Origin of the sequence: Shewanella sp. 38A_GOM-205m, from assembly GCF_000518445.1 — a bacterium.
GTDB lineage: Bacteria > Pseudomonadota > Gammaproteobacteria > Enterobacterales > Shewanellaceae > Shewanella > Shewanella algae.
Genome location: NZ_JADP01000038.1, coordinates 1 through 21,439 on the forward strand (window position 1 = coordinate 1; position 21,439 = coordinate 21,439).

A 21,439-nucleotide genomic window follows, 5' to 3' on the forward strand; every position below is an offset into this window, starting at 1 on the left:
GGTCCCACCTGATCCCATCCCGAACTCAGAAGTGAAACGCAATCGCGCCGATGGTAGTGTGGGGTCTCCCCATGTGAGAGTAGGTCATCGCCAGACGCCTAATAAAACGACAGATCCCCAGCACTTTGTGTTGGGGATTTTTCGTTTTAATTGCATTTTGACGTGTCCACTCTCACATGGGGAAGATAAAGAGTCCGAACGCCGTGAGGCACAATCCCATGTGGAGTAGGGTGAGGTTGTCGCGTTTATCAAACTCAGTTGTACTAGCTCAGACCTGATCTGACAGTTACCCGATTTTGGGTGCCGTTGTCAGATTAGATTTGGGCTAAATTCTTTTCCGCCCAAATCCGTTTTCCATCAATTAATGTTGCCATCGGTGTGCGACCGCAGCACATTTTGCCTTGATGGGTGCGTTCATTGTTATACAGCACCAGCCATTCGTCCAAGTCTTTTTGCAGTTCCTCCAGTGTGCCGTACAGCTTTTTGCGGAACGCGACCTGATAGAACTCATTCAGAATGGTCTTGTGGAAACGCTCGCAGATACCGTTTGTTTGCGGATGTCTGGCTTTGGTTTTTGTGTGGTCGATGTCATTGATGGCCAGATACAGTTGGTAATCGTGCTGTTCAACTTTGCCGCAGTATTCGGTGCCTCGGTCAGTGAGAATACGCAGCATCGGCAGCGCCTGAGCTTCGAAAAACGGCAATACTCTGTCGTTCAACAGGTCGGCAGAGGTGATTGGGGTTTTGGTGGTGTAGAGCTTGGCAAAGGCGACCTTACTGTAGGTATCGACAAAGGTTTGCTGGTATATCCGCCCCACGCCTTTGAGATTACCCACATAAAAGGTGTCCTGTGAGCCCAGATAGCCAGGATGATGAGTTTCAATTTCACCGCAGGCTTCATCATCCTGGGCCTTTTTCTCCAGCGCAGCGACTTGTGCCTCGCTCAGGATAATGCCGTCTCGTGCTACTTTGGCTTCCAGTGCCGCCAAGCGCTTCTTAAAATTCTCCAAACCGTGCCTGAGCCAGATAGAGCGCACCACGCTGCCAGAAACAAATACACCTTGCTTGCGCAGTTCATTGCTGGTTCTGGCCTGACCGTGTGCTGGGAACTCAATGGCGTATTCAATCACCGCTTGTTCAATTTGGTCGTCGACACGGTTTTTCAGGTTTGGGGCGCGTCTGGAACGGTTGATAAGCGCATCAATGCCACCATCTTCAACCAGTTCCCTATAGCGATAGAAGGTGTCGCGGGACACACCCATGACCTTGCAGGCCCTGGATACGTTGCCGAGTTCCTCAGCCAGATTCAGCAAACCTGCTTTGTGTTTAATGATGGGATTGTTAGTATGCAGCATGAGAGTTACCTCTTTTGTTTTGATTGAAGCTTCGACACCTTTATCAAAACGGGTAACTCTCACCTTTTCAAGATGATGTGTCAGATCAAGTCGTGACTAATACAACTCAGTTTGATGCGACAGACGAACGCGGAGAGCTTGCTCGAAGCTGGCCATCGCCAGACGCCTAACAAACAAGAAAGCCCTAGCATTTAGCTAGGGCTTTTTTGTTTGTCTCGCTTCCAGCGAGCACGACTTAACATGCAGCCCAAAGCTGCTGGCGCAGTGTGTGCCCCTCAGCTCGCAGCCAAGCTGCTTCGCGCTACAGCCATCTATCAAGCTGTGCTTGATGAGCAGATGTCTTTCTCCCCCATGTGAGATATGGTGCTGTGGAGATATTGAGAATGGCTCGACTGGTTTGTCTGGTCAGGTTTATCCAATCTCTGGAGCACAAAGATTTCACCCAACCGGTATCCTCAATAAAGGTACTCGAGGCTTAAGTAAAGAAGCCACCTGAACAAGGTGGCTTTTTTGCGTTTGGAACCTGTGAATTTTGTATTAATCCAGCTCTAGATGTCAGGCGCTGTATGGTGATGACTCACCTATCTTGCTAACCTGTCATCGTTCACCTTTCCATTATCTCTTCAATTACTATTTGATGCCGCTTGGATGACAGTTACCGGACTCCCAGGAAATGAATCGATCACAGCTTGTGCTTCTTTTGGGGTTGTTTATGATCTTGGGATTGCCAGAAAAAGGAGTCAGGCATGAAGCAGACCAATTCCCAAAAGAAACTCACGGTTGAACGCTTGCTGAGAGTCGATGGCACTGAGGCTAATCTATACCGGGGGGAAGAGAACATCTTTTTCTTAGCGGATGATAAGGGTTGCCTGTTGCCGATTAAAGATAAGGAAGGAGCCACTATCTATGGCATAGATATTAAGGCTTTTGCCCATCTTGGCGGCCACTTCTACGGCGATAAGACTCATCTCTATATACGTCCTGAGCGCAGCGGTCGCTGGGGTGTCTTTCCTCTGGTCCATGGTCACTTGAGAATATTGAATGAATGGTATGCATTTGATGAGCGCTATCTTTACTCCGGGATGTTTGGCGCTCGTAGGCGTATTGAGGGGGAACTCAGGATACCTCCGGGAAAGGGATACTATGCAAACATGCCTACATAAATTCGACCAGAATAAACAATAGCTGCGCTGTCAGTTTCATCGGCCTGGAGTGCGATTATGCCCGAGATGCGAGTCAGGTGTATTTTCGTGGCAAGGCCATTGAAGGCGCTGACCCTGATAGTTTTCTGAGCTTTAACTTCAACGAACGCACGGGATTAGGCTTCGATGCCATCGACAAGTACAGGGGCTACAATCTGGGGAAGGCCGACTTGAATAGTGCGGAGATAAAAGATCTTCAACTTTTCTTCAGTCTCTATCCGGGAAGTGAACAGACATACTCCTGGCTGTTAAACAGCAAAAGCAGTACCGACGAAACGGAACCCAGCTGGCAGTTTTTGGGTGATGGTTTTGCCGTTACTGAGCAGGCGGTTTATTTCACGCTACCGCCTTTTGCCTTGGCGGGAGAAAGTCTGCAAGGAAACCATGCAGGACGACTGCAGGATAAGGACAAGTATCAATGCTTGACTGAACTGGCACCGGGCAAGTTCCAATATTTACAGCAGGGCTATTATCTGTATGACTGTCAACTCTACTGGCGAGACCTTGAAGACAGGTATCATTTTTGTTCGTTAAAGCTCAGTAAGGTCAATGCCGCGACGTTTACTTGTATTGGTGGTGAGTATTTCACTGATGGGAGCAAAGTCATCTGTCGTGGCAAGATATTGAAAGGTGTTCAGCCAGATGTTGTACAGCTTTACTCTGAATACCTATTGAGTGACGGCCTGTCGCTCTATTATCGGGGTAAGAAATTGAGTCGTGTGATACTGGAGAACTTTGAATACCTCGGACACCATTATTTCAGTATTGCAGGACAGCTTTATCGTCATGACCGCGAGTTGAAAAACGCCAAGTCTCAATCGGTTTACCAAAGCAATTGCCGCTTTATCTCCGCTGAGTGTCTTGCCCTGAATAATGGCAGGGTGATTTATCGTAATCTTTTGCAAAACAAACAATTGGATGGTGCAAGTTTGGTAGTTTTCAATCACTACTTTGCCAAGGATGGTAAGCATGTATATTGCATCGACTGGAATGACAGGTTTCATGTAATAGCTGAGGCTGATCCGAAAACCTTTCACGCTCCAGATTTCAGACAAGATGTTAAGTTGCAGCAAAAAGGGCATGATAAGCAACGGACTTTTGATTGGCGGCAGTTGTTACCTGAGCCCGAATATTCCTGAGTCTTTGGCTTATGTTCTGGGCTGGTTCGCTGTTTACGGCTGCTTGGTTTTGTCTAGAGAAAACCCTGGATGCCCACCACGGCTTGGCTTTGCCTGAAAAAGCTGCAATCAGAGGTGTTTGTGCCAAAAAGTCCTTTACCTTTAGGAAGGCTTTTTGCATAATGCCCCTCGTTCCACAGGGGTGTAGTTCCAATTGGTAGAACAGCGGTCTCCAAAACCGACGGTTGCGGGTTCGAGTCCTGCCACCCCTGCCACATTCCAGACGGCCTGCATAGCAATATGCGGGCCGTTTTCCTTTATGGCTGCATTCAAAGTTTCTCTGTTCTCGATATAAAAACAGCAGCCCTACAGGCTGCAGTTTGAGCTACCACTTTGCTTACTGAACCATGAGCAAGCAGGGATTACCAGGTGTAGTTGATACTCAGCTCCAGGCTTCTCGGTTCACCAAAGAAACCCTGGTTGTAAAAGTCGATGCTGGAATAATACTTCTTGTCGAACAGGTTCCGGACATTTAACCTGGCAACTAGATTGTCCTGTATTTGATAGCTGGCCATCAGATTAGCCAGGAAATAGCTATCCTGCCTGGAAGAAGCTTTGTTAGGGCCTACCTGGTCTTTGTAGGTTTTACTTTGCCAACTGATGTTGCCTCCCAGAGTCAGATCGCTCAGCGCCCCGTCGAAGTGATACAGGCTGGAAATACGCAGCAGATGCTTGGGCAAATGAGTCCCGAAGGGGCTACCATCGGCCTTTTCTGATTCGCTATAGGTATAGCTGAAGAACACGTCCAAGTCGTCGCTGGGGTTGCCGCTAAGCTCCAATTCAAAACCTTTATTGTTGGTGCCTTTCACCGCTCGTTGAGGGAAGCTGCCATCCGGTAGCGGTGGTTGCCCGGGATCGGCTTCGGCGACATTATCTTTTTGCACCTTGAATACCGCCAGGCTTGCCGTCAGCGCTTCGTTGAAGAAGTCCCCCTTGGCCCCCAACTCTATGTTATTGCCTGTGACGGGATCCAGGTACTGGTTATTAACGTCTTTGGCATTCTGGGGTTGAAAGATTTCGGTATAGCTGGCGTAAAGCGACAGGGTATCGTTGAGCTTGTATACCAGTCCGGCGTAAGGCGTGAAAACATCCTCATGTTTATAATCCTTGTTGTCCTGGTTTACCTCCATTTCATATTTACTCAACCTGGCACCCAAGATAAGAGTGACATCGTCATGCAGAGATAATTGGCTGGCCAGATAGGCACCCTGTTGGGTTTCGGTCGATTCACTGCGCTGGGGAGTTTGTGTGTAGGTGGGTTCATTGATGCTGCCATCCCACTCAAAGAAATTACCCACTTGCAGAGTGTCGCTGCTGTAATATGAATCGGCGTCCACTTCCTGTTTGGAATAGAGCAGACCTGCAGTTAACCTGTGGCTACGACCAAAGAGTTCGAAGGGACCCGAAACAAACAGCCTGGCTGCATCTTGATCCCGCCAGGATTGGTAAATCATGGGAAGAGCCCCCATTCCCAGGCCGGTTGTTTTATCGGGATAACCGGACAGGTACAGCAGATGGCCATCCATTTCATCTTCTCTGTGCTCCAAGTCGATTCTCAGATCCCAGTCGCTATCGAAGCTGTGCTCAACTGAAGCAAAAACATTGGTGCCTTCCCGTTCCCAACGGGACCAGGATGCGGCTGTGGTACTGGAGGTGGACAGATCGTCTGCCAGGCTCCCATCGGCATAAAACAGTGGTAACCCACCCCAAGTTGAGCCTCTGGGATCGCGTTTACTATGATCGGCTCCGATCAACAGTTTGGTTTGGTCACTGAGAGCGGCGCTGAACACAGCATAGAGTTGTAGATTTTGCTCTTCCGAGAGATTAACGTAGCTTTCTTTATCCTCGTAGGCTGCGGCAACCCGCGCCTGATACTTACCATTCTGGTCCAGATCAAATGAGCCGTCACCCTCGACTCGGTAACTATTCCAGGAACCTAGCTTGGCACTCAGATAGCCTGATGGGTAGGCCTTGGGGCGTTTGCGGATCAGGTTTATGGCGGCCGAGGGTTCACCTGCACCTGTCAGGAGCCCTGTGGCACCACGGACTATCTCCACTCGGTCAAAGATGATGGTATCTGTAACCGCATCGTTGAAGAAGCTGCTGTAGTTTACCGGCACCCCATCAAACTGAAAGTTGGTGATAGGATTGCCTCTGGCATTGAAAAAGTAACGATTGGTTTCAGCCTGCTGGGCATAGATCCCTGGGCTAAGGGTCATGATCTCGGCAATATTATTCAAAGAGAAACTCTGAATAAACTCCTGATCTATGATGGACACAGATTGCGGCGTTTCCCTGAGTGTCAGTGGCAGTCCAGTTGCCGTGGCAGCCTTGTCCAGGCGACTGCCCTTGATCTGTATTACTTCAATATCGCTTGAGTCTGTTGTGGTTTCCTGGTCCTTTGCGTATGCCTGCGGTACCAGACTGATGCCTGCCAACAGGCTGGCAGTGACGACTCTGTGCATATTTCCCCTCTCAATATGATGGCTTGTGTTAGCTGAACTTGGTTTTTCTGTAGTTATTATTGCAATATTGATAATGATTTCTATTGTATTTACAATTCAGCTTTATTTTTTAACCATGAGAAACTATGCCGAAGATAAGTAATCGCATGTGGTTCCTGTTTCACGGATGGTGTTCATTGCCTATCTGGTTGCTGTTCTGCTTCGTATGTTTGACCGGGACAGTGGCTGTTTTGAGCCATGAGATTACCTGGCTGACGAATCCCGCGGCCAGGGCATTGAATCCGGATGCTTTACCGGAAAAGAGCGTTGCCGAGTTGGTGGAGAATGTGCAGCGTGCTTACCCTGATGCCGATGTCAGCAATGTGATGCTGTTTGAGCCTTATCTGGTGAATGCCGTGGTGTTCTCCGATGTCGACAAGCCCTTTGCTATCGCTTATGTGAACCAGTACAGCGGAGAGATCCAGGAGGTGAACAGTGGTATTACCTTCATAGGATTTATGCGCTCATTGCATGGTTGGTTGCTGTTTCCCTGGCAAAACGGTTTTAGTGTCGGGTATTACCTGGTCAGTGGTTTATCACTGTTGATGTTGGGGTCTGTGATATCCGGGATGGTTATATACAAGCGTTTCTGGCGTAGTTTCTTCAGCCCCAAATTAAGATTCAACCAAGGTAAGAGAACCCTGGTGACAGATTTGCATCGCCTGCTGGGTGTCTGGTCTATCTGGTTTATTGTCCTGATGAGTCTTACCGGTCTTTGGTATCTGGCACAAGGAATAATGTGGCATGCCGATGTCGATATCGAGCCCCACACGCCTCTGGTTGATATCGCCGATGTGCCAATGGGCGAAGCCAGACCTCAGCCCTCTTTGAGTCTTAAACAGGCTCTGTTACAGGCCAAAGAGCAGTTTCCCGACTTTCATCCCAGTTATATCAGTTTGCCGGAGCACAACCGGGACCTCTATCGTTTGCAGGGCAGTGGCGATTTCCTGTTTTATGACCAGTATGCCTACGGATTGGAACTGGATCCCTGGAGCGGCGTAATTGTCAGTAGCAAGTCACCACAAACCATGACCCCATTGCAAACTATGATGCATATTGCCGATCCCTTGCATTACGGCACTTTGGCTGGCGTTTGGACCAAGATAATCTGGTTCCTGTTTGGCTTATTGCTCAGTGGTATGTCTATCACCGGATTTATGATCTGGAGCAGTCGCATATTCAAGGCGAGCAGGCGTCAGCAAGATGTGCCACTAGTGGCAGAGCAACAGGAGAGTTATTGATGAAGAAACGGCTTTCTTTTTGGCAGCGCAATAAATTCAAGCTCAACGGAATGTTGTTATTGCTGCCCATCTGGTTTCTCTATCGCTCCTTGACGCCAGAATTACCAGTGAGCTGGTCATCAGTAAGTGCCGGGCCGTTTGAGGTAGAGGCCACTCCGGCCGATATGGCGCCGGCCTATCTGCACCATGGTGAATATGTGAAGGACTTTGCCCTGAGGTTTATTGCAGGAGAAGTGAGTGATATTCGCCAGGGATACCTGAATATTGGTCCTGAGCCACTGGCGCTGGAGGTGTTGCAGCAAGGTGAGAGTGGCATCTTGCACGGAAGTCGCCACGGCCAACATGTACACGCCATAGCTCCGGCCGCGTTCGGCGCGGCCGATAAGTTATGGCTAACTCTCGAAGACTGGCACGGACGGCGTTATGTCGCTCATTGGCCTTTGCCGTCGGGTTGGGTGTTAGTGCAGTAATTACTGCACTAACAAGCTGCGAAGCATCCAGGCGGTCTTTTCATGCAGCTGAATACGCTGGGTCAGCAGATCTGCCGTTGCTTCGTCATTGGCCTGGTTCACCAGAGGGTAGAGTGCCCGGGCGTTGCGAATAATGATCTCCTGGCCTTCCAGCAGTTCCTCAAGCATCTGTTTGGCATCTGTGATGCCTGAGTCTTCTTTGATTTCGGTCTGAGCGGCGTAGGCGCTGTAGGATCCCAAGGCTCTTTCACCCAGGGCTCTGACCCGCTCTGCTATGACATCCACCGCGGCAGCCAATTCGGTGTACTGCTCTTCAAACAGTTGGTGTAGGCTGGTGAACATGGGGCCTGTCACGTTCCAGTGGAAGCTGTGAGTCTTAAGATAAAGGCTGTAGGTGTCAGCAAGTAAGCGATTCAAACCGTTGGCTATTTCCAGGCGATCGGCTTGGTTGATCCCGATATTGATATTCATAATATAACCTCCGTAAATGATCTGTTTTCTATACTACTCCGGAAGATAATTAGTTAAAGTGGATAAAGTAGATGTCTGCAATCGATTTTGTTTAAGTGGATTGCCGGGGGATTTGGTCTCAGGTCACAGACAGTTGCTGAGCAAGCTGGTATTCTAAAGCGCTTAACTTGGAAGCTCTGTTGCGGGTTTCTTTCAGTCATTTTTGCCCTTCTTGTTCGTCCCTCGCTATGGGTTTTGGGCGACATTTTCAAACTGCGTTAAAGCGGAGCGCAATCACCATGAATAAATATTTGCACGCCATGGGAATAGAGCTGTGGCGCAGTAGACAAGACTCTCCCTCCCAGGTGCCTTTCATGCTGTTGGTGCCTGATGCTGACGAGCGTGTATTGCAACATCCCCTGGTGCTCAAGGTGTTGGCGTTATTGGGATTGGATGCAAGGCAGTGCAGCGTCGGTAATCGGCCTGTGGCTGGGCAAGAGGTGATATGGAATATGTTCCCTGAGCCTGTTGAAGGGGCCTGGCTACACTCATCGCAGCCGGCGCAATTAATGTCAGGCAGTGAGGGCAAGCGCGCCCTATGGCAACAGATTTGGCATAGATTGGAGGCGAAGTGACTGAGGTTATCGCAATCAGAGCTTTGGAGGCCAATGACCTCGACGAGATGATGAAAATTGAACAACTGGCCCATGAGTTTCCCTGGAGTGAGGCGACTCTGGGTAGTTGCTTTGGTCGTTTTTACCGCGCTCTGGGGTTATATCTAGGACAAGAGCTTCAAGGCTTTTGCTTGCTGCAGGTCTTGTTCGAGGAAGCGACCCTGATGAATATCTGTATCGCTCCTGCCACACAAGGTCAAGGGTTGGGGCGGCAACTATTACAGGCGGCAATCGAGCTGCTTAAAGAGACTGGTGTGGAGAGATTATTGCTGGAAGTCAGGGTGGGTAATGCCGCCGCTATCGCCTTGTACCGGCGCCTGGGCTTTATTGAGACCGGCTCCAGGGCCGATTACTATCAGGCCAAAGAGGGCCGGGAAGATGCTCTGCTGATGGAGTTGTCTCTTCACTCCTCTTAGTCTCTTGGTTCTTCTTCGCTCATCCCGGCTAATATGGACAGAGGCTGCTATGTCAGAGCCTTTGCCGCTAATCTTTAGGCCCATCATTGTACCTATGAATAGAAAAACAGCGCCTGTGGGCGCTGTTTCTTTAGGTGCTTGGGCTTGGTCTATTTGACCTCTTTCCCCTGGGCCTGAAGGTCTGCATGGTAGCTTGAGCGAACCAGCGGGCCACAGGCGGCGTGGGTAAAGCCAAGTTCGGTTGCCAGGTTGTGGAAGTCGTCAAATTCCTTGGGAGTCACGTAACGCTCCACCGGCAAGTGGAATTTGGATGGCTGCAGATACTGGCCCAGAGTCAGCATGTTGACATTGTGAGCGCGCAGATCTCTGAGCACCTGTTCAATCTCTTCATTGCTTTCACCCAGTCCGAGCATGATCCCCGACTTGGTCGGGATATCCGGGTGGCGCTCTTTAAAGCGTTTGAGCAGATCCAATGACCACTGATAGTTGGCACCGGGACGGGCCTTACGATAGTGAGCCGGAGCCGTTTCCAGGTTGTGGTTGAATACATCCGGTGGCTCGGTCGCCAGAATATCCAGCGCCTGATCGATACGGCCGCGGAAGTCAGGCACTAATATCTCTATCTTGATCTCAGGGTTGAGTTTGCGGATCTCACGGATACAGTCGGCGAAGTGCTGGGCGCCGCCGTCACGCAGATCGTCACGATCCACAGAGGTGATCACCACATACTTGAGCTTCATATCCCTGATGGTCTGTGCCAGCTTGAGTGGCTCTTCGGCGTCAGGCTTGAGTGGGCGGCCATGGGCTACGTCACAGAAGGGACAACGCCTAGTACAGATGGCGCCGAGGATCATAAAGGTGGCTGTACCATGGTTGAAGCACTCGGCCAGGTTTGGACAGGAGGCTTCTTCACACACTGAGTGCAAGCCATTTTTACGCAGTGCCTGTTTGATATCCAGGATCCGCTGATTGGAAGATGGCAACTTAACCCGCAACCAATCGGGCTTGCGCAGCATGGTGTCGCGCTCTGATGGCACAACTTTGACCGGGATACGGGCTACCTTTTCGGCGTCCCGCAATTTCACGCCGGGCTGTAATCTTTCTGGCCTATTCATATGACTCTGCTAATCCTTGGTGATGCACTGTTTGCTCATAGCCCAAACGCTGGCTAAAAGTTTCAATCAGGTGTTGGCCTGCCTCCTCGACACTCTGGGGGCCACCGAGTGCTTTGCACTGGGCCATTTCGAGTCCGGCATAACCACAGGGGTTGATACGACGAAAAGGGGCGAGATCCATGTCGACATTCAGCGCCAAGCCGTGGAATGAGCACCCCTTACGGATCCTCAGCCCCAAAGAGGCTATTTTACGCTCCTCGACATAGACACCCGGCGCATCGGACTTGGAATAGGCCGGAATATCGAAGCGCTTGAGCAGCTCCACCAGGCTTTGTTCTATGTCGGTAACCAGCTGTCTTACCCCAAGCTTGCGCCGTTTGATATTGATAAGAGGGTAGGCGACCAATTGCCCCGGGCCATGGTAAGTTACCTGGCCGCCGCGATCCACCTGGATCACCGGGATATCGCCGGTGTTGAGCAGATGCTCGCTCTTACCGGCCTGGCCTTGGGTGAAAACCGGTGGATGCTCCACCAACCAGAGTTCATCTGGGCTGTGTTCGTCACGGGTGTCGGTATAGTGCTGCATGGCATGCCATACAGTCTCATAATCCATGTTACCCAAGTGGCGGATATGCAATGTATTGTCTGGCAAGGGCAACGTCTCCCCCTCTATTTGAGATGATACCAATCAGTATCAAGCTGTGCTCACTCTCTGATACCGGCAGGTATTATACGCTTTGGCAGGAAAAATGTAATCCAGATCACACTTTCTCTGCCGAGTGCCAGGTATCAGAGTACCCGGCGAACGCCTTCAATAGCGGCAAGTTCAGTGTACAAGGTTTCGATATGTTCCTTGCTGGTCACTCTCACATTTATGGTCACCGAGATGTAGGTGCCTTTGCTGGAGGCCTTGGTGGTGGGGCTGTAATCGCCGGGGGCGTGCTTCTGGACGACTTCGACTACGCGGTCGGCCAGGGTATCGCTGGCATCGCCAACCACTTTAAATGGGAAGGAGGTTGGAAACTCCAGATACTGATCAAAGGTGGTACTTATCATGGGATTGAGATTCTCATGGCAAAATAATAACAGCTATATGGCGGCTATTATATCCCAATTCAAGGGGCGGATCTTCTCGCGAATAGCACAGAGAGTTTGACAAAGGGCGCCGGCCATTGACGGCGCCCTTGGGCGTTACAGCGGCGAGGTGGCCTGTTCGAGCCAGGCCTGTGATTCGCCACTCATCAGCGGTGACAGAGTCTGATAAACGCGGCTGTGATAGTCATTGAACCAATTGAGCTCAGCTTCAGTAAGCAGACTCTTGTCTATCAAGCGTTTATCCATGGGGATCAGAGTCAGAGCGTCGAACTCGAATATCTCCCGCTCGGCCCCTTTGAGCGCTTCACAGGGGCGTACTTCCACCAGGTTTTCCAGACGGATACCGAAGGCATCTGTACGGTAATAGCCGGGCTCGTTGGAAAGCACCATTCCGGGCAGCAAGGGGATGGCATTGAGGTTCTTGCCTATTCTTTGTGGGCCTTCATGAACGCTGAGGAAGTGGCCAACACCATGGCCCGTGCCGTGGTCGTAGTCAAAACCGTGTTGCCACAAGTATTGACGGGCAAAGGCATCCAGTTGTTGTCCCGTAGTGCCCCGTGGGAAGCGGGCCTGATCCAGGGCGATATGCCCCTTTAGAACCAAGGTCACCATCTTTTTCTGCTCGGCGCTGACTTCACCTATGGCTATGGTGCGGGTAACGTCCGTGGTGCCGTCCAAATACTGGGCGCCAGAGTCCACCAGATAGATGCTGTTCATCTCCATCATGGCCGGAGTGCCGTTGAGATGGTTATAGTGGCACATGGCCGCATTGCCGCCGGTGGCGGAAATAGTGTCAAAGCTTGGCTCGCGGTAGAGAGGATCCTCAAGGCGATAGCTCTCGAGCTTATCTGCCAGTGTGCCCTCATCGTAGAGGCGGCCTGCGGCCACTTCGGCATCCAACCAAGCCAGGAAACGGCTCACGGCAACGCCGTCACGGATATGGCTGGCGCGCATTCCCTGCAGTTCGGCACTGTTTTTACAGGCCTTGGGTAGTGCCACAGGATCGAGTCCGGCGATCAGTTTGGCGCCGGCGGCTTTGGCCTGTAATTGGCTGAAGGCGTTGGCATTATTGAGATCGGCTAAAAGCTTTCTGCCTTCAAGCGCTTGCAACGCTTCGGCGAGCTCCGACTCGGCGCGGAAGCTGACACCGGCCCCTACGTGGGCTTCAATCCCCTGGGGTAATTTGGCAAGCTCGGTAAACAGTGTCATCTCACCATTGGCTTCCAGCAGGGCACAGCCCAGTACCACGGGCAACCTGGGCACGTCCTGACCGCGGATATTGAGTAACCAGCAGAAGGAGTCCAGCGCCGCTATCAGCGCTACATCGGCCCCGGCCTTTTTCACCAGGGCGCCGATTTCACTGCGCTTCTGTTCGCTGCTCTTGCCGGCAGACTCGGCATTGAAGAGGATAATGGGCTTGTTTTCCGGCACGGGTCTGCCTTGCCAGTGCAAATCCACCGGGTTGTCGTCAAGCGCCACCAGTGTCATACCCGCCTTGCTCAGTGTGGCTTCGGCATCTTGCTGCCAGGCCAGGGTATGCAACCTGGGATCGTAGCCAATGCGGCAACCGGCCGGCAGCTTTTCCGCCAACCATTGTGCCTGGGGCATATCTGTCAGGCTCTCATAACTGAACAGGGTCGAGTCCACCTGTTGCCTCACCTGCACTGTGTAGCGACCATCAGTAAAAATGGCGGCGCTGTCCTTCATCACAATCGCCATCCCCGCCGAGCCGGTAAAGTCGGTCAGCCAATGCAAACGCTCGTTGTGCGCCGGCACATACTCGCCGAGATACTCGTCGGCACGGGGCTGGATAAAGGCATCGAGTTGGTGTTTGGCCATTTCGCTGCGCACGGCATTAAGCCGTGATGCGATATGGGGGCTCTTGGGCGATTGTGATTGCAACATAGGGGCTCCGCTGATGGTCGGCTTGGGTACCCTTGGCCGACCTTGTCTTTATGAGTGATAGCGGATTATGGCAAGCCCTGAAGTCGCTTCGCAAGGGTGGGCATGTTGAAAAAACTTTAACTGCTGTAAAGGGGGCCAAGTTAATTGCTGCCAAACAGAGTCGCTATGCCGACCAAAAAGGAGCTAACCAGAGTAGCCATCACTCCCTTGCTGACATCTTCACTGCGTACTCTGTCATCGCTTGGTTGTTGATCCCGCGCCAGCTTTTCATTGCGCTGCTCGACATTGTCGGCCACGTTGTCATAGAGATCCTGAGAAGGAGAGTATGGCTGGTTGCTGCAGCCTGCTCCGATGCCCAGAAGCAAGGTCAACAGTAGCACTCTGATACAGTTTCGCTTTCCCACAGTGTTCTTCCTTGAATGAAAATGTTAAAACTGATTGGCTTAGGTTAACTCTATGTATGTTTATTGACCTGTTCAAGGTTTTTATCTGTCTCGACTTTTATTCAAGGATGCCTTTATGCCGCTAAATGTTTGGGTGTTGATGTTGGCGCAGGCCTTTGCCATGAGTGCCACACCTATCATGGTATTGCTCGGAGGCATCATAGGGGCAGAGCTGAGCCCGGTTCCCTCGCTGTCGACACTGCCTATCGCCATGATGGTAGTCGGAGTCGCTGTAGCGATTGTGCCCATCAATATCTTGATGCAGCGTTTGGGTCGGCGACGGGTATTTATCGGTGGCGCCCTGCTGACCAGTGTGGCCGGCGCTATGGCGGCGCTTAGTGTTTGGTATGCCCAGTTCTGGGGATTTTGTGGCAGTGGTCTGCTGCTCGGATGCGGCGGCGCCATTATTCAGCAATACCGTTTTGCCGCCATGGAGTCAGTGGCGCCGACTCTGTCTGCCAAGGCAGCCAGCCGGGTGTTGCTTGGTGGTTTACTCGCCGCCTTCCTCGGGCCAGAACTGGCCTTGCTGGCCAAGGATATTTTGCCGGTAACCTACACAGGTGCATTTTTGATGGTGACTCTGGTCGGTGTGCTGGCGCTGGCCTGCCTGCTGTTTTATCAAGATGAAGGCCCAGAGCTCAAAGCCTCCAAGGTTGAGAGTATGGATATTCGGCCATTGCCAATTATTTTGCGTCAAAGCCGACTCTGGGTTGCCTGCGGCGCCGCAGTTATAGGCTACGCCTTGATGAGTTTTATCATGACGGCGACCCCGGTACATATGCATCACATAGAGCATCACAGCCTGGAGGATACCAAGTGGGTGATCCAGAGTCATGTGATTGCCATGTATCTGCCCTCGCTGATAAGTGGCTACCTGATAGCCCGCTTGGGTCACACCCGCATCATGTTGGCCGGGCTGGCGCTTTACTGCCTGACCTTGGCTCTGGCGCTGGTGGGGCGTGACCTGCTCAACTATTGGAGTGCGCTGGTGATGTTGGGTGTGGGTTGGAACTTCCTGTTTGTTGCCGGCACTTCGCTGCTGCCTGGCTGTTATCGCCCCGAAGAGAGATTCACTGTGCAGTCTTTCAACGATTCTCTGGTATTTGGCTCTCAAGCATTGGCGTCTCTGGGGGCCGGCTGGGTCATTTATCAGCTCGGCTGGCAACTGCTGCTGGTGATCTGTATTCCCGCCATTGCGACCCAACTTATCCTGATAGCATGGTGGAAGTTAAGTAAAAGCAAAGCGTTACAAATAACAGAACCTTGATGATTAGGTGCGGTGCCAGCAGCACTGTGCTAACATCTTAGGCCGTCTACCGCCTCTGGCGGTACGGTAAAAAGGGGTTTATTGATGTCGACATTAACGATCGAAGTGGGGACTGAAACCGCGCTGTTTCAGCTGCGGCAAGGGGAAACAACAGAACAATATAAAATCCCCACCGGAGAGAGTTTCACCATAGCAGATCTCAATCGGCAATTGGCTGAACTTGAATCTGATTATGGGCTTGCAAACTACCGTCTGGCTCTGGCCTTCCCCGGCATGGTGCGAGACAACCAACTGATATCCTGTCGTGCCTTGCCGGCGCTGGTGGGGCTCAACCCGGAAAAACTCAGCAGCCGTGGTGAACTGGTGGCCATCAGTAATGATATCCACGCCGGTCTGCACGCCATTGCCAGCGTAAAACACCAGTGCGAACTCTTGGTGATGTGTGGCACAGGGATCGGCATGTCACTGGCGCTCAACGGCCGGGTGTTCAGTGGTGCCAATGGTCTGGCCGGTGAGCTTGGGGCTTGCCGGGTGATGACGGAGTCGGGGGAATTCAGCCTCGAACAGTTGGCCAGTGGCGAGTCGGTGCGGCGTCGACGCTTGCGCAACCCGGTAGAACTCTACCGCGCCGGGGCCTATCTGGGGATGGGCATTGCCTGGGCGGTTAACCTGCTCAACCCGCAAAAACTCTGGCTCGCCGGTAACATGTTGGCCAATGCCGACTACTACAAGGGCTGTGTCAGCGGTGTTAAAGACTTGGCGGTTCCTGCCACTGTCAGTCAGTGTCAGATAAGTCGGGTCGACGATATGGAGACCTTGGTCTGTCGCGGCCTGCAAGTAATGCTGATGCAACAGGCCTGATACTCTGATTCAAGGGGGAGACATCCCCCTTCAAGCCGGTTCCTGGCAGGCCTGACGCATCTTCAACCAGAAGGCCCTTTGGCACAGGTTGCTGAAGGCTTTTTGTTTTGGGCTGATATCGTTTCCTTTCAGCACCCGATAACGGGTCCAGTTATCTTCACAAAGCTCGCCGATATTGGACTGGCTTGGCTCCTGTTCCAGCTCCTGCTGTTTTTCTATAATGGCGCCATCGGCAAAGTGATATTGCCATAAACCTTCATCGTCCGTGGTGTGAATTTGCACCGACTCCAACAGCTCGGTGCTGCTTGTCCGTCCTTCTATGGCCAGAATATAGTTGGCAAGATCCTGCATATTGTACTCCCGCGTTTGGCGCAAGCAGCATACCAGCGGTCGCCGGAAATTGGCAATTTCGTTTGCCGCTTTAAAATCTGCATACAATATGCTAAAACTCTCGAGCACATTAATACCCAAGCAAATAACGACTAAAAGTAATCAAGCAGGAGAATTCTATGAGCACAGGCGTTGGCGGCTCAACCCCGGAGCAGGAGTTGGCAAAGCTGGTGGATATGACCCGGGATGTCACAGCGGTGGAAGCCGCCGAATTCAAAACCAGGCAACAAAATGCCCAGGTGCTGATGCAAGAGTTGGGGATAGATGCCCTTTATCTCAACGCCGGCACCAATCTCTACTATTTCTCCGGCCTGCGTTGGTATGCCAGTGAGCGTATGGTAGGAGCGATTTTGCCCTGTCGTGGTGAGCTGGAATACCTGGCGCCGGCATTTGAGCTCGACACCCTCAAGGGCTTTATGTTGCAGCCTGGACGGGTTAACACCTGGCATGAGCACCAGAGTCCCTATGCGCTGTGCCGCAATATGCTTGAGCGCATGGGCTGTCTGCGCCCGGGCGCCGTTCTGGCTATAGATGAATCTGCCCCTTTCTTTTTGTTTGATGGCCTGCGTGAGGCTTGCCCCGAGCTTGCTTTTGTCAACGGCGCCAAGATTAGCGCCCAACTGCGAATGCATAAATCGGTCGCCGAGCTGAGGCTGATTCAGCGGGCTATGGATATGACGCTCGAAGTGCACAAGGCCGCCGCCAGAATATTACGCCCGGGGATCAGTACCGCCGAGGTGGAAGATTTTATCGACAAGGCCCATAGAGCAGTGGGGGCCAGTGGCTCCTATTTCTGCATAGTGCTCTTTGGTGAAGACAGCGCCTATCCCCATGGGGTCAAGTCGCCCAAGACGCTGGAGCCGGGCGACACTGTGTTGATAGACACAGGCTGTCAGCTGCATGGTTACAACTCAGATATTACCCGCACCTATGTATTTGGTACGCCAAGCGAGCGGCAGCGGCAATTGTGGGCGCTCGAGCAGGCAGCCCAACTGGCCGGTTTTGAAGCGGCGGCTTTAGGCGCGCCCTGCAGTGGTGTCGACAAGGCGGCCAGAGCTGTGTTGGAAGCGGCCGGTTTCGGGCCCGGATATCAACTGCCGGGACTGCCCCATAGAACGGGCCACGGCATAGGTCTGGATATTCATGAGTGGCCCTATCTGGTTGATGGCGACAACACCCCACTGGCCGTTGGTATGTGTTTTTCCAATGAGCCCATGCTTTGTGTGCCCGGCGAGTTCGGCGTTCGCCATGAAGACCACTTCTATATGACGGCAGAGGGGCCACGCTGGTTTACCCAGCCGGCCAAATCGATTGACGATCCCTTCGCGCAGGGTTAACAGCCGTTACTGAAACAACAAACCCGGCTTTGGCCGGGCTTGCTGTTGGGGATTGTTAGTTGATCTTGAGCAATTCCACATCAAAAATCAGTACCGAACCCGGCGGGATGGAGCCGGCAGAGCGATTGCCGTAGCCCAGGCTGCTGGGAATAAAGAAGCGCATCTTGTCGCCTTCTGTCATCAACTGAACCCCTTCGGTCCAGCCTTTGATCACCTGATTGAGTGGAAAGGCGATGGGCTCGCCGCGATCGACCGAGCTGTCAAACACAGTGCCGTCAATCAGGGTGCCATGGTAGTGCACTGTCACCTTATCCTTGGGACCCGGATGAACCTGGGCTTGCCCCTTGTGCAGCAACTGATACTGCAGACCTGAGTCTGTGGTGACCACACCCTCTTTATGCTTATTGGCCTCAAGAAATACCTCGCCCTTGGCAATATTCTCTTTTGCCAGTTTTTGGCCATTCATGGTGGTGAAAAAGTAAAAAATAACTGCGGCGATAACTACCACGGCAAGCAACATTCTCATTTGGGGATCCTCTGTCCTGAAGGTGGCGCTATCTTAGCAGTTGGACTGCGGCATTTACAGCTAAGGGAAGGTGCGAACAAGTCCCATGTGTACTCTGCGTCGGCTTACGGGCTTGGATGCAAGGCGTGGTTCGCCGCAAATGGCCCTAGTCCTTTGCAAGAAGCACAACACAGCAGGCAGGCCTGTAAGCCACGCCCTTCGGGGCTTTCACAGCAACCGGCTCTCTGCGTTATCCGACTTCGACAGGCCCCGGCATGCCTTCAGTCAGATGCCTTGAACGCCAATTGCTGTGCAAGCCACTCTCTACAAAAGAGAAGGCCACGAGGACTTATGCGCACCTTCCTTAGGGTTATAGTGTACTTTTGTCGGGCTTTATCCCACGGGCAGACTTGTGTAGGCTATTGATAAAAAAGTGAAAGCTAAATCAGCTCTCCGCAGAATAATCATAATAAGACTTAAGGAAACCCCTATGCTCAATCGCGCCTCCCGGCCACTGGTCAAGCTGGTGGATAAGTATCTGCCCGATCCCTATATCTTTGTGCTCCTGCTTACTCTGTTGGTGTTTGCCGCCGCCATGCTCGGCCAGCAAAAGACACCAGTAGAAGTGCTGGGTTATTGGGGCAGTGGTTTTTGGAATCTGCTCAGTTTCTCTATGCAGATGTTGCTGGTGCTGGTCGCCGGTTTTATGCTGGCCAGCTCTCCACCGGTGAAGAAGCTGCTGGACGCCATAGCGTCTCTGGCCCGCAGTGCGCCGCAGGCTATCATACTGGTGACCTTGGTCTCCTTGGCGGCCAGTTGGCTCAACTGGGGGTTCGGTTTGGTGGTCGGTGCCCTGTTTGCCAAGGCGTTGGCGCGCCGGGTCAAGGTGGATTACCGTTTGCTGGTGGCCAGTGCCTATTCGGGCTTTGTGGTCTGGCACGGCGGCTTGGCGGGCTCAGTACCCTTGACTGTGGCCACACCAGGACACTTTGCCGAGGCGCAGATAGGCATTATCCCTACCTCGGAAACTATTTTTGCCGGCTTTAATCTGCTGCTACTTGCCTTGCTGTTTATCATAATGCCGTTGGTCAATCGCTTTATGCTGCCGGATGACAAAGAGTCTGTGATAGTCGATCCTGCGCTGCTCGAGGATGCTGCGCCGACTCAGAGTGAGAACAAACGCCCGGCCGACTATCTGGAGAATAGCCGGATACTCGGGATCCTGGTAGGCCTGTGTGGTCTCGGGTATTTGGGGTATTGGTTCTTTGTTCAGGGGGGCAGTCTCAACCTCAACATAGTCAACTTCCTGTTTCTGTTCCTGGCGATAACCCTGCACCAGACGCCGCGCAGTCTGCTGGTCAGTCTCAATGAGGCGATCAAGGGCGGCGCCGGGATAGTGATCCAGTTTCCCTTTTACGCCGGCATCATGGCGGTGATGGTGCAGTCCGGGCTGGCACAGAGTATCTCTTCGGGTTTTGTTGCCATTGCCAGCGCCGAGTCACTGCCATTCTGGAGCTTTATCAGCGCCGGTGTGGTGAATATCTTCGTGCCGTCCGGTGGCGGCCAGTGGGCGGTACAGGCACCTATCATGTTGCCGGCCGCCGAGGCACTTGGCGCCGATGTCGCCAGGGTCGCCATGGCGGTGGCCTGGGGGGATGCCTGGACCAACCTGATCCAGCCTTTTTGGGCGCTGCCTGTGTTGGCCATTGCCGGGCTCAAGGCCCGGGATATCATGGGTTTTTGTCTGATGCAGTTGTTGATCACCGGCGTGGTGATAAGTGTTGCCCTCAGTTGGTTTTAGGCCAGCTATGCTTGCTGATCCCCTTGATATACAGGCTCTTGTGATAGGCCCAACCGAAAGCGAGGATCAGCAGCAACCCCGAAACCACAGGCGTTAACAAAAACTGCCAGTCGGCCCCGGCCAGCATCACCAGCAAGGGGTTGGCACCGGCCGGTGGATGTGTGGTATTGGTCAACATCATCAGGCCGACCCCGAGGCCGGTTCCCAGCCCCAGTGTCAGCGGCGACACTCCCAAGGTGTGCAATAACAAGAGGCCCAGAGCGCAGGTGAGAAGATGGCCGAAGAAGATGTTTTTCGGCTGCGCCAGCGGGCTTTGGGGCAGGGCGTAGAGCAACACCATAGTGGCACCGAATGGTGCCATCAGCAGCAGGCTCCAGCTCAGGTTCTGCGTCAGCATCTCCTGTAATCCCGCCAGTAATCCAATACAGCTTCCTGCGCCCAGTGTGGCCCAGGCGGCAGCCTGCCAACGGTTTGTCGCCGCTTGGGCTGTGTTTTTTGCAGCAGGTGTTGCGGTCAGGGGAGGCGTGTTGTCCATATCTGTTTTCCTTTGGTTGTCAGCATTTTCGCTTGGTAGAACAATCGGTCTACTTTTTATGGTAGACAGACCGTTCTACTTTTGTCAAACTCAGATTGAATCGTTAAGGAGCGTGAGATGGACAAGGTTTCCCAACTGCTTGCCGGTGCCTTTGAACTCTTTTATCGAGAGAGTGTGCATGGGGTGGGCATCAATCAAATTCTGGCCGAGGCTGGCATCGCCAAGAAGACCCTTTATCATCATTTCGAGGGGAAGGAGGCCCTGGTGCTGGCCGTGGTGCGTTATCGCGATCAGCTGTTTTTTGACTGGTTGAATCAAAGGCTGGAGGCGGCGCAAACGCCGATGGAGCTGATCCATGAGCTGTTTAACGCCCTGGATGATTGGTTCAACAGCCGGGTTGAGTCCCTGAGTCAGTTTCGCGGCTGTTTCTTTATCAATACCGCCGCCGAGTATCCCTCACCCGAGCATCCGGTAAATCGTCTTTGCCGTGAGCATAAGGCCAGGGTTCAAAATGAGCTTGAGCAGAAGTTGTCGTCTTGGCTTGGCAGCGAGCGCGCTCGTGAGTTGGCCGGGCAGTTGTGTTTGATTAAAGAGGGGGCGATAGTCTCGGCCCAGCTCGTCAGCCGGCAGTATGCTGCCGAGCGTGGCCGCAAGCTGGCACTGAGCTTACTTGATTAAGCCTAGATGATTGAGCC

22 protein-coding genes, 1 tRNA gene and 1 rRNA gene are annotated in these 21,439 nt (G+C 52.6%); 13 read left to right on the forward strand and 11 right to left on the reverse strand.

Annotated elements, in window-relative coordinates; all coding sequences use genetic code 11:
- Positions 1-96, forward strand: a 5S ribosomal RNA gene (gene rrf, locus N512_RS23855); the annotation flags it as partial.
- A 218-nt stretch (positions 97-314) separates the two neighbouring features.
- Here rrf and N512_RS0117590 read toward each other — a convergent pair.
- Entirely contained in the window at positions 315-1,355 is a 1,041-nt protein-coding gene (locus tag N512_RS0117590) for an IS481 family transposase (protein WP_028781156.1), read from the reverse strand.
- A 746-nt stretch (positions 1,356-2,101) separates the two neighbouring features.
- Here N512_RS0117590 and N512_RS0117595 point away from each other — a divergent pair.
- From N512_RS0117595 to N512_RS0117605, 3 genes are all read left to right on the forward strand, one after another.
- Positions 2,102-2,518, forward strand: a complete 417-nt coding sequence (locus N512_RS0117595) for a hypothetical protein (protein WP_028781157.1) — start codon at positions 2,102-2,104, stop codon at positions 2,516-2,518.
- A 44-nt stretch (positions 2,519-2,562) separates the two neighbouring features.
- Positions 2,563-3,696, forward strand: coding sequence for a DKNYY domain-containing protein (locus tag N512_RS23860; RefSeq protein ID WP_231473615.1), 1,134 nt, complete (start codon positions 2,563-2,565; stop codon positions 3,694-3,696).
- A gap of 177 nt (positions 3,697-3,873) precedes the next feature.
- Positions 3,874-3,950, forward strand: a tRNA-Trp gene (locus tag N512_RS0117605).
- A 147-nt stretch (positions 3,951-4,097) separates the two neighbouring features.
- On the opposite strand, the gene N512_RS0117610 is transcribed toward N512_RS0117605, so the two are convergent.
- Complete coding sequence (locus N512_RS0117610; RefSeq protein WP_028781159.1) at positions 4,098-6,200, reverse strand: TonB-dependent siderophore receptor; 2,103 nt, start codon at positions 6,198-6,200, stop codon at positions 4,098-4,100.
- A 125-nt stretch (positions 6,201-6,325) separates the two neighbouring features.
- Here N512_RS0117610 and N512_RS0117615 point away from each other — a divergent pair, with 125 nt between their 5' ends.
- On the forward strand, positions 6,326-7,480 hold the full coding sequence (locus tag N512_RS0117615) for a PepSY-associated TM helix domain-containing protein (protein ID WP_028781160.1): 1,155 nt from the start codon (positions 6,326-6,328) through the stop codon (positions 7,478-7,480).
- Entirely contained in the window at positions 7,480-7,950 is a 471-nt protein-coding gene (locus tag N512_RS0117620; protein WP_028781161.1) for a hypothetical protein, read from the forward strand. Before N512_RS0117615 ends, N512_RS0117620 begins: the two co-directional genes overlap by 1 nt.
- Here the strand turns inward: N512_RS0117620 and dpsA are convergent, their stop codons facing one another.
- The gene (gene dpsA, locus N512_RS0117625; RefSeq protein ID WP_025009858.1) at positions 7,951-8,421 is read right to left on the reverse strand and encodes a DNA starvation/stationary phase protection protein DpsA; all 471 of its coding nucleotides are present in this window, start codon (positions 8,419-8,421) and stop codon (positions 7,951-7,953) included.
- Between the two features lie 278 nt (positions 8,422-8,699).
- Here dpsA and N512_RS0117630 point away from each other — a divergent pair, with 278 nt between their 5' ends.
- Together N512_RS0117630 and rimI are read left to right on the forward strand one after the other, a co-directional pair.
- Positions 8,700-9,035, forward strand: coding sequence for a DNA polymerase III subunit psi (locus tag N512_RS0117630; RefSeq protein WP_028781162.1), 336 nt, complete (start codon positions 8,700-8,702; stop codon positions 9,033-9,035).
- Positions 9,032-9,490: a ribosomal protein S18-alanine N-acetyltransferase gene (gene rimI, locus N512_RS0117635; protein WP_231473610.1), complete on the forward strand. Its 459-nt coding sequence runs from the start codon at positions 9,032-9,034 to the stop codon at positions 9,488-9,490. Before N512_RS0117630 ends, rimI begins: the two co-directional genes overlap by 4 nt.
- Before the next feature lie 149 nt (positions 9,491-9,639).
- Here rimI and lipA read toward each other — a convergent pair whose 3' ends face one another.
- From lipA to N512_RS0117660, 5 genes are all read right to left on the reverse strand, one after another.
- On the reverse strand, positions 9,640-10,605 hold the full coding sequence (gene lipA / locus N512_RS0117640; RefSeq protein ID WP_028781164.1) for a lipoyl synthase: 966 nt from the start codon (positions 10,603-10,605) through the stop codon (positions 9,640-9,642).
- Entirely contained in the window at positions 10,598-11,257 is a 660-nt protein-coding gene (lipB, locus tag N512_RS0117645) for a lipoyl(octanoyl) transferase LipB (RefSeq protein ID WP_028781165.1), read from the reverse strand. The genes lipA and lipB overlap by 8 nt, the downstream gene beginning before the upstream one ends.
- A 137-nt stretch (positions 11,258-11,394) precedes the next feature.
- Positions 11,395-11,661, reverse strand: coding sequence for a DUF493 family protein YbeD (gene ybeD / locus N512_RS0117650; RefSeq protein WP_028781166.1), 267 nt, complete (start codon positions 11,659-11,661; stop codon positions 11,395-11,397).
- Between the two features lie 135 nt (positions 11,662-11,796).
- A complete protein-coding gene (locus N512_RS0117655) occupies positions 11,797-13,605 on the reverse strand; it encodes an aminopeptidase P family protein (RefSeq protein ID WP_037475448.1) in 1,809 nt (602 codons plus the stop codon).
- A 140-nt stretch (positions 13,606-13,745) separates the two neighbouring features.
- The gene (locus tag N512_RS0117660) at positions 13,746-14,009 is read right to left on the reverse strand and encodes a hypothetical protein (RefSeq protein ID WP_025009864.1); all 264 of its coding nucleotides are present in this window, start codon (positions 14,007-14,009) and stop codon (positions 13,746-13,748) included.
- A 115-nt stretch (positions 14,010-14,124) separates the two neighbouring features.
- On the opposite strand from N512_RS0117660, the gene N512_RS0117665 reads away from it, so the two are divergent.
- Positions 14,125-15,315: an MFS transporter gene (locus tag N512_RS0117665; protein WP_028781168.1), complete on the forward strand. Its 1,191-nt coding sequence runs from the start codon at positions 14,125-14,127 to the stop codon at positions 15,313-15,315.
- A gap of 84 nt (positions 15,316-15,399) precedes the next feature.
- Positions 15,400-16,176: an ROK family protein gene (locus N512_RS0117670; protein ID WP_025009865.1), complete on the forward strand. Its 777-nt coding sequence runs from the start codon at positions 15,400-15,402 to the stop codon at positions 16,174-16,176.
- 30 nt (positions 16,177-16,206) lie between these two features.
- Here N512_RS0117670 and N512_RS0117675 read toward each other — a convergent pair whose 3' ends face one another.
- Positions 16,207-16,527, reverse strand: coding sequence for a hypothetical protein (locus N512_RS0117675; protein WP_025889889.1), 321 nt, complete (start codon positions 16,525-16,527; stop codon positions 16,207-16,209).
- 158 nt (positions 16,528-16,685) lie between these two features.
- On the opposite strand from N512_RS0117675, the gene N512_RS0117680 reads away from it, so the two are divergent.
- Positions 16,686-17,903: a M24 family metallopeptidase gene (locus tag N512_RS0117680; RefSeq protein ID WP_028781169.1), complete on the forward strand. Its 1,218-nt coding sequence runs from the start codon at positions 16,686-16,688 to the stop codon at positions 17,901-17,903.
- A 55-nt stretch (positions 17,904-17,958) separates the two neighbouring features.
- Here N512_RS0117680 and N512_RS0117685 read toward each other — a convergent pair whose 3' ends face one another.
- Positions 17,959-18,429: an FKBP-type peptidyl-prolyl cis-trans isomerase gene (locus N512_RS0117685; RefSeq protein WP_028781170.1), complete on the reverse strand. Its 471-nt coding sequence runs from the start codon at positions 18,427-18,429 to the stop codon at positions 17,959-17,961.
- A gap of 469 nt (positions 18,430-18,898) precedes the next feature.
- Between N512_RS0117685 and N512_RS0117690 the strand changes: the two genes are divergently transcribed.
- Positions 18,899-20,209, forward strand: a complete 1,311-nt coding sequence (locus N512_RS0117690; protein ID WP_028781171.1) for a short-chain fatty acid transporter — start codon at positions 18,899-18,901, stop codon at positions 20,207-20,209.
- Here N512_RS0117690 and N512_RS23310 read toward each other — a convergent pair.
- Entirely contained in the window at positions 20,196-20,744 is a 549-nt protein-coding gene (locus N512_RS23310; RefSeq protein ID WP_081737197.1) for an HPP family protein, read from the reverse strand. The two genes, N512_RS0117690 and N512_RS23310, sit on opposite strands and share 14 nt — an antisense overlap.
- A gap of 117 nt (positions 20,745-20,861) precedes the next feature.
- Between N512_RS23310 and N512_RS0117700 the strand changes: the two genes are divergently transcribed.
- Positions 20,862-21,422 (forward strand): TetR/AcrR family transcriptional regulator, encoded by a 561-nt coding sequence (locus N512_RS0117700; RefSeq protein ID WP_028781172.1) that lies wholly within the window; start codon positions 20,862-20,864, stop codon positions 21,420-21,422.
- Positions 21,423-21,439 lie beyond the last annotated feature (17 nt).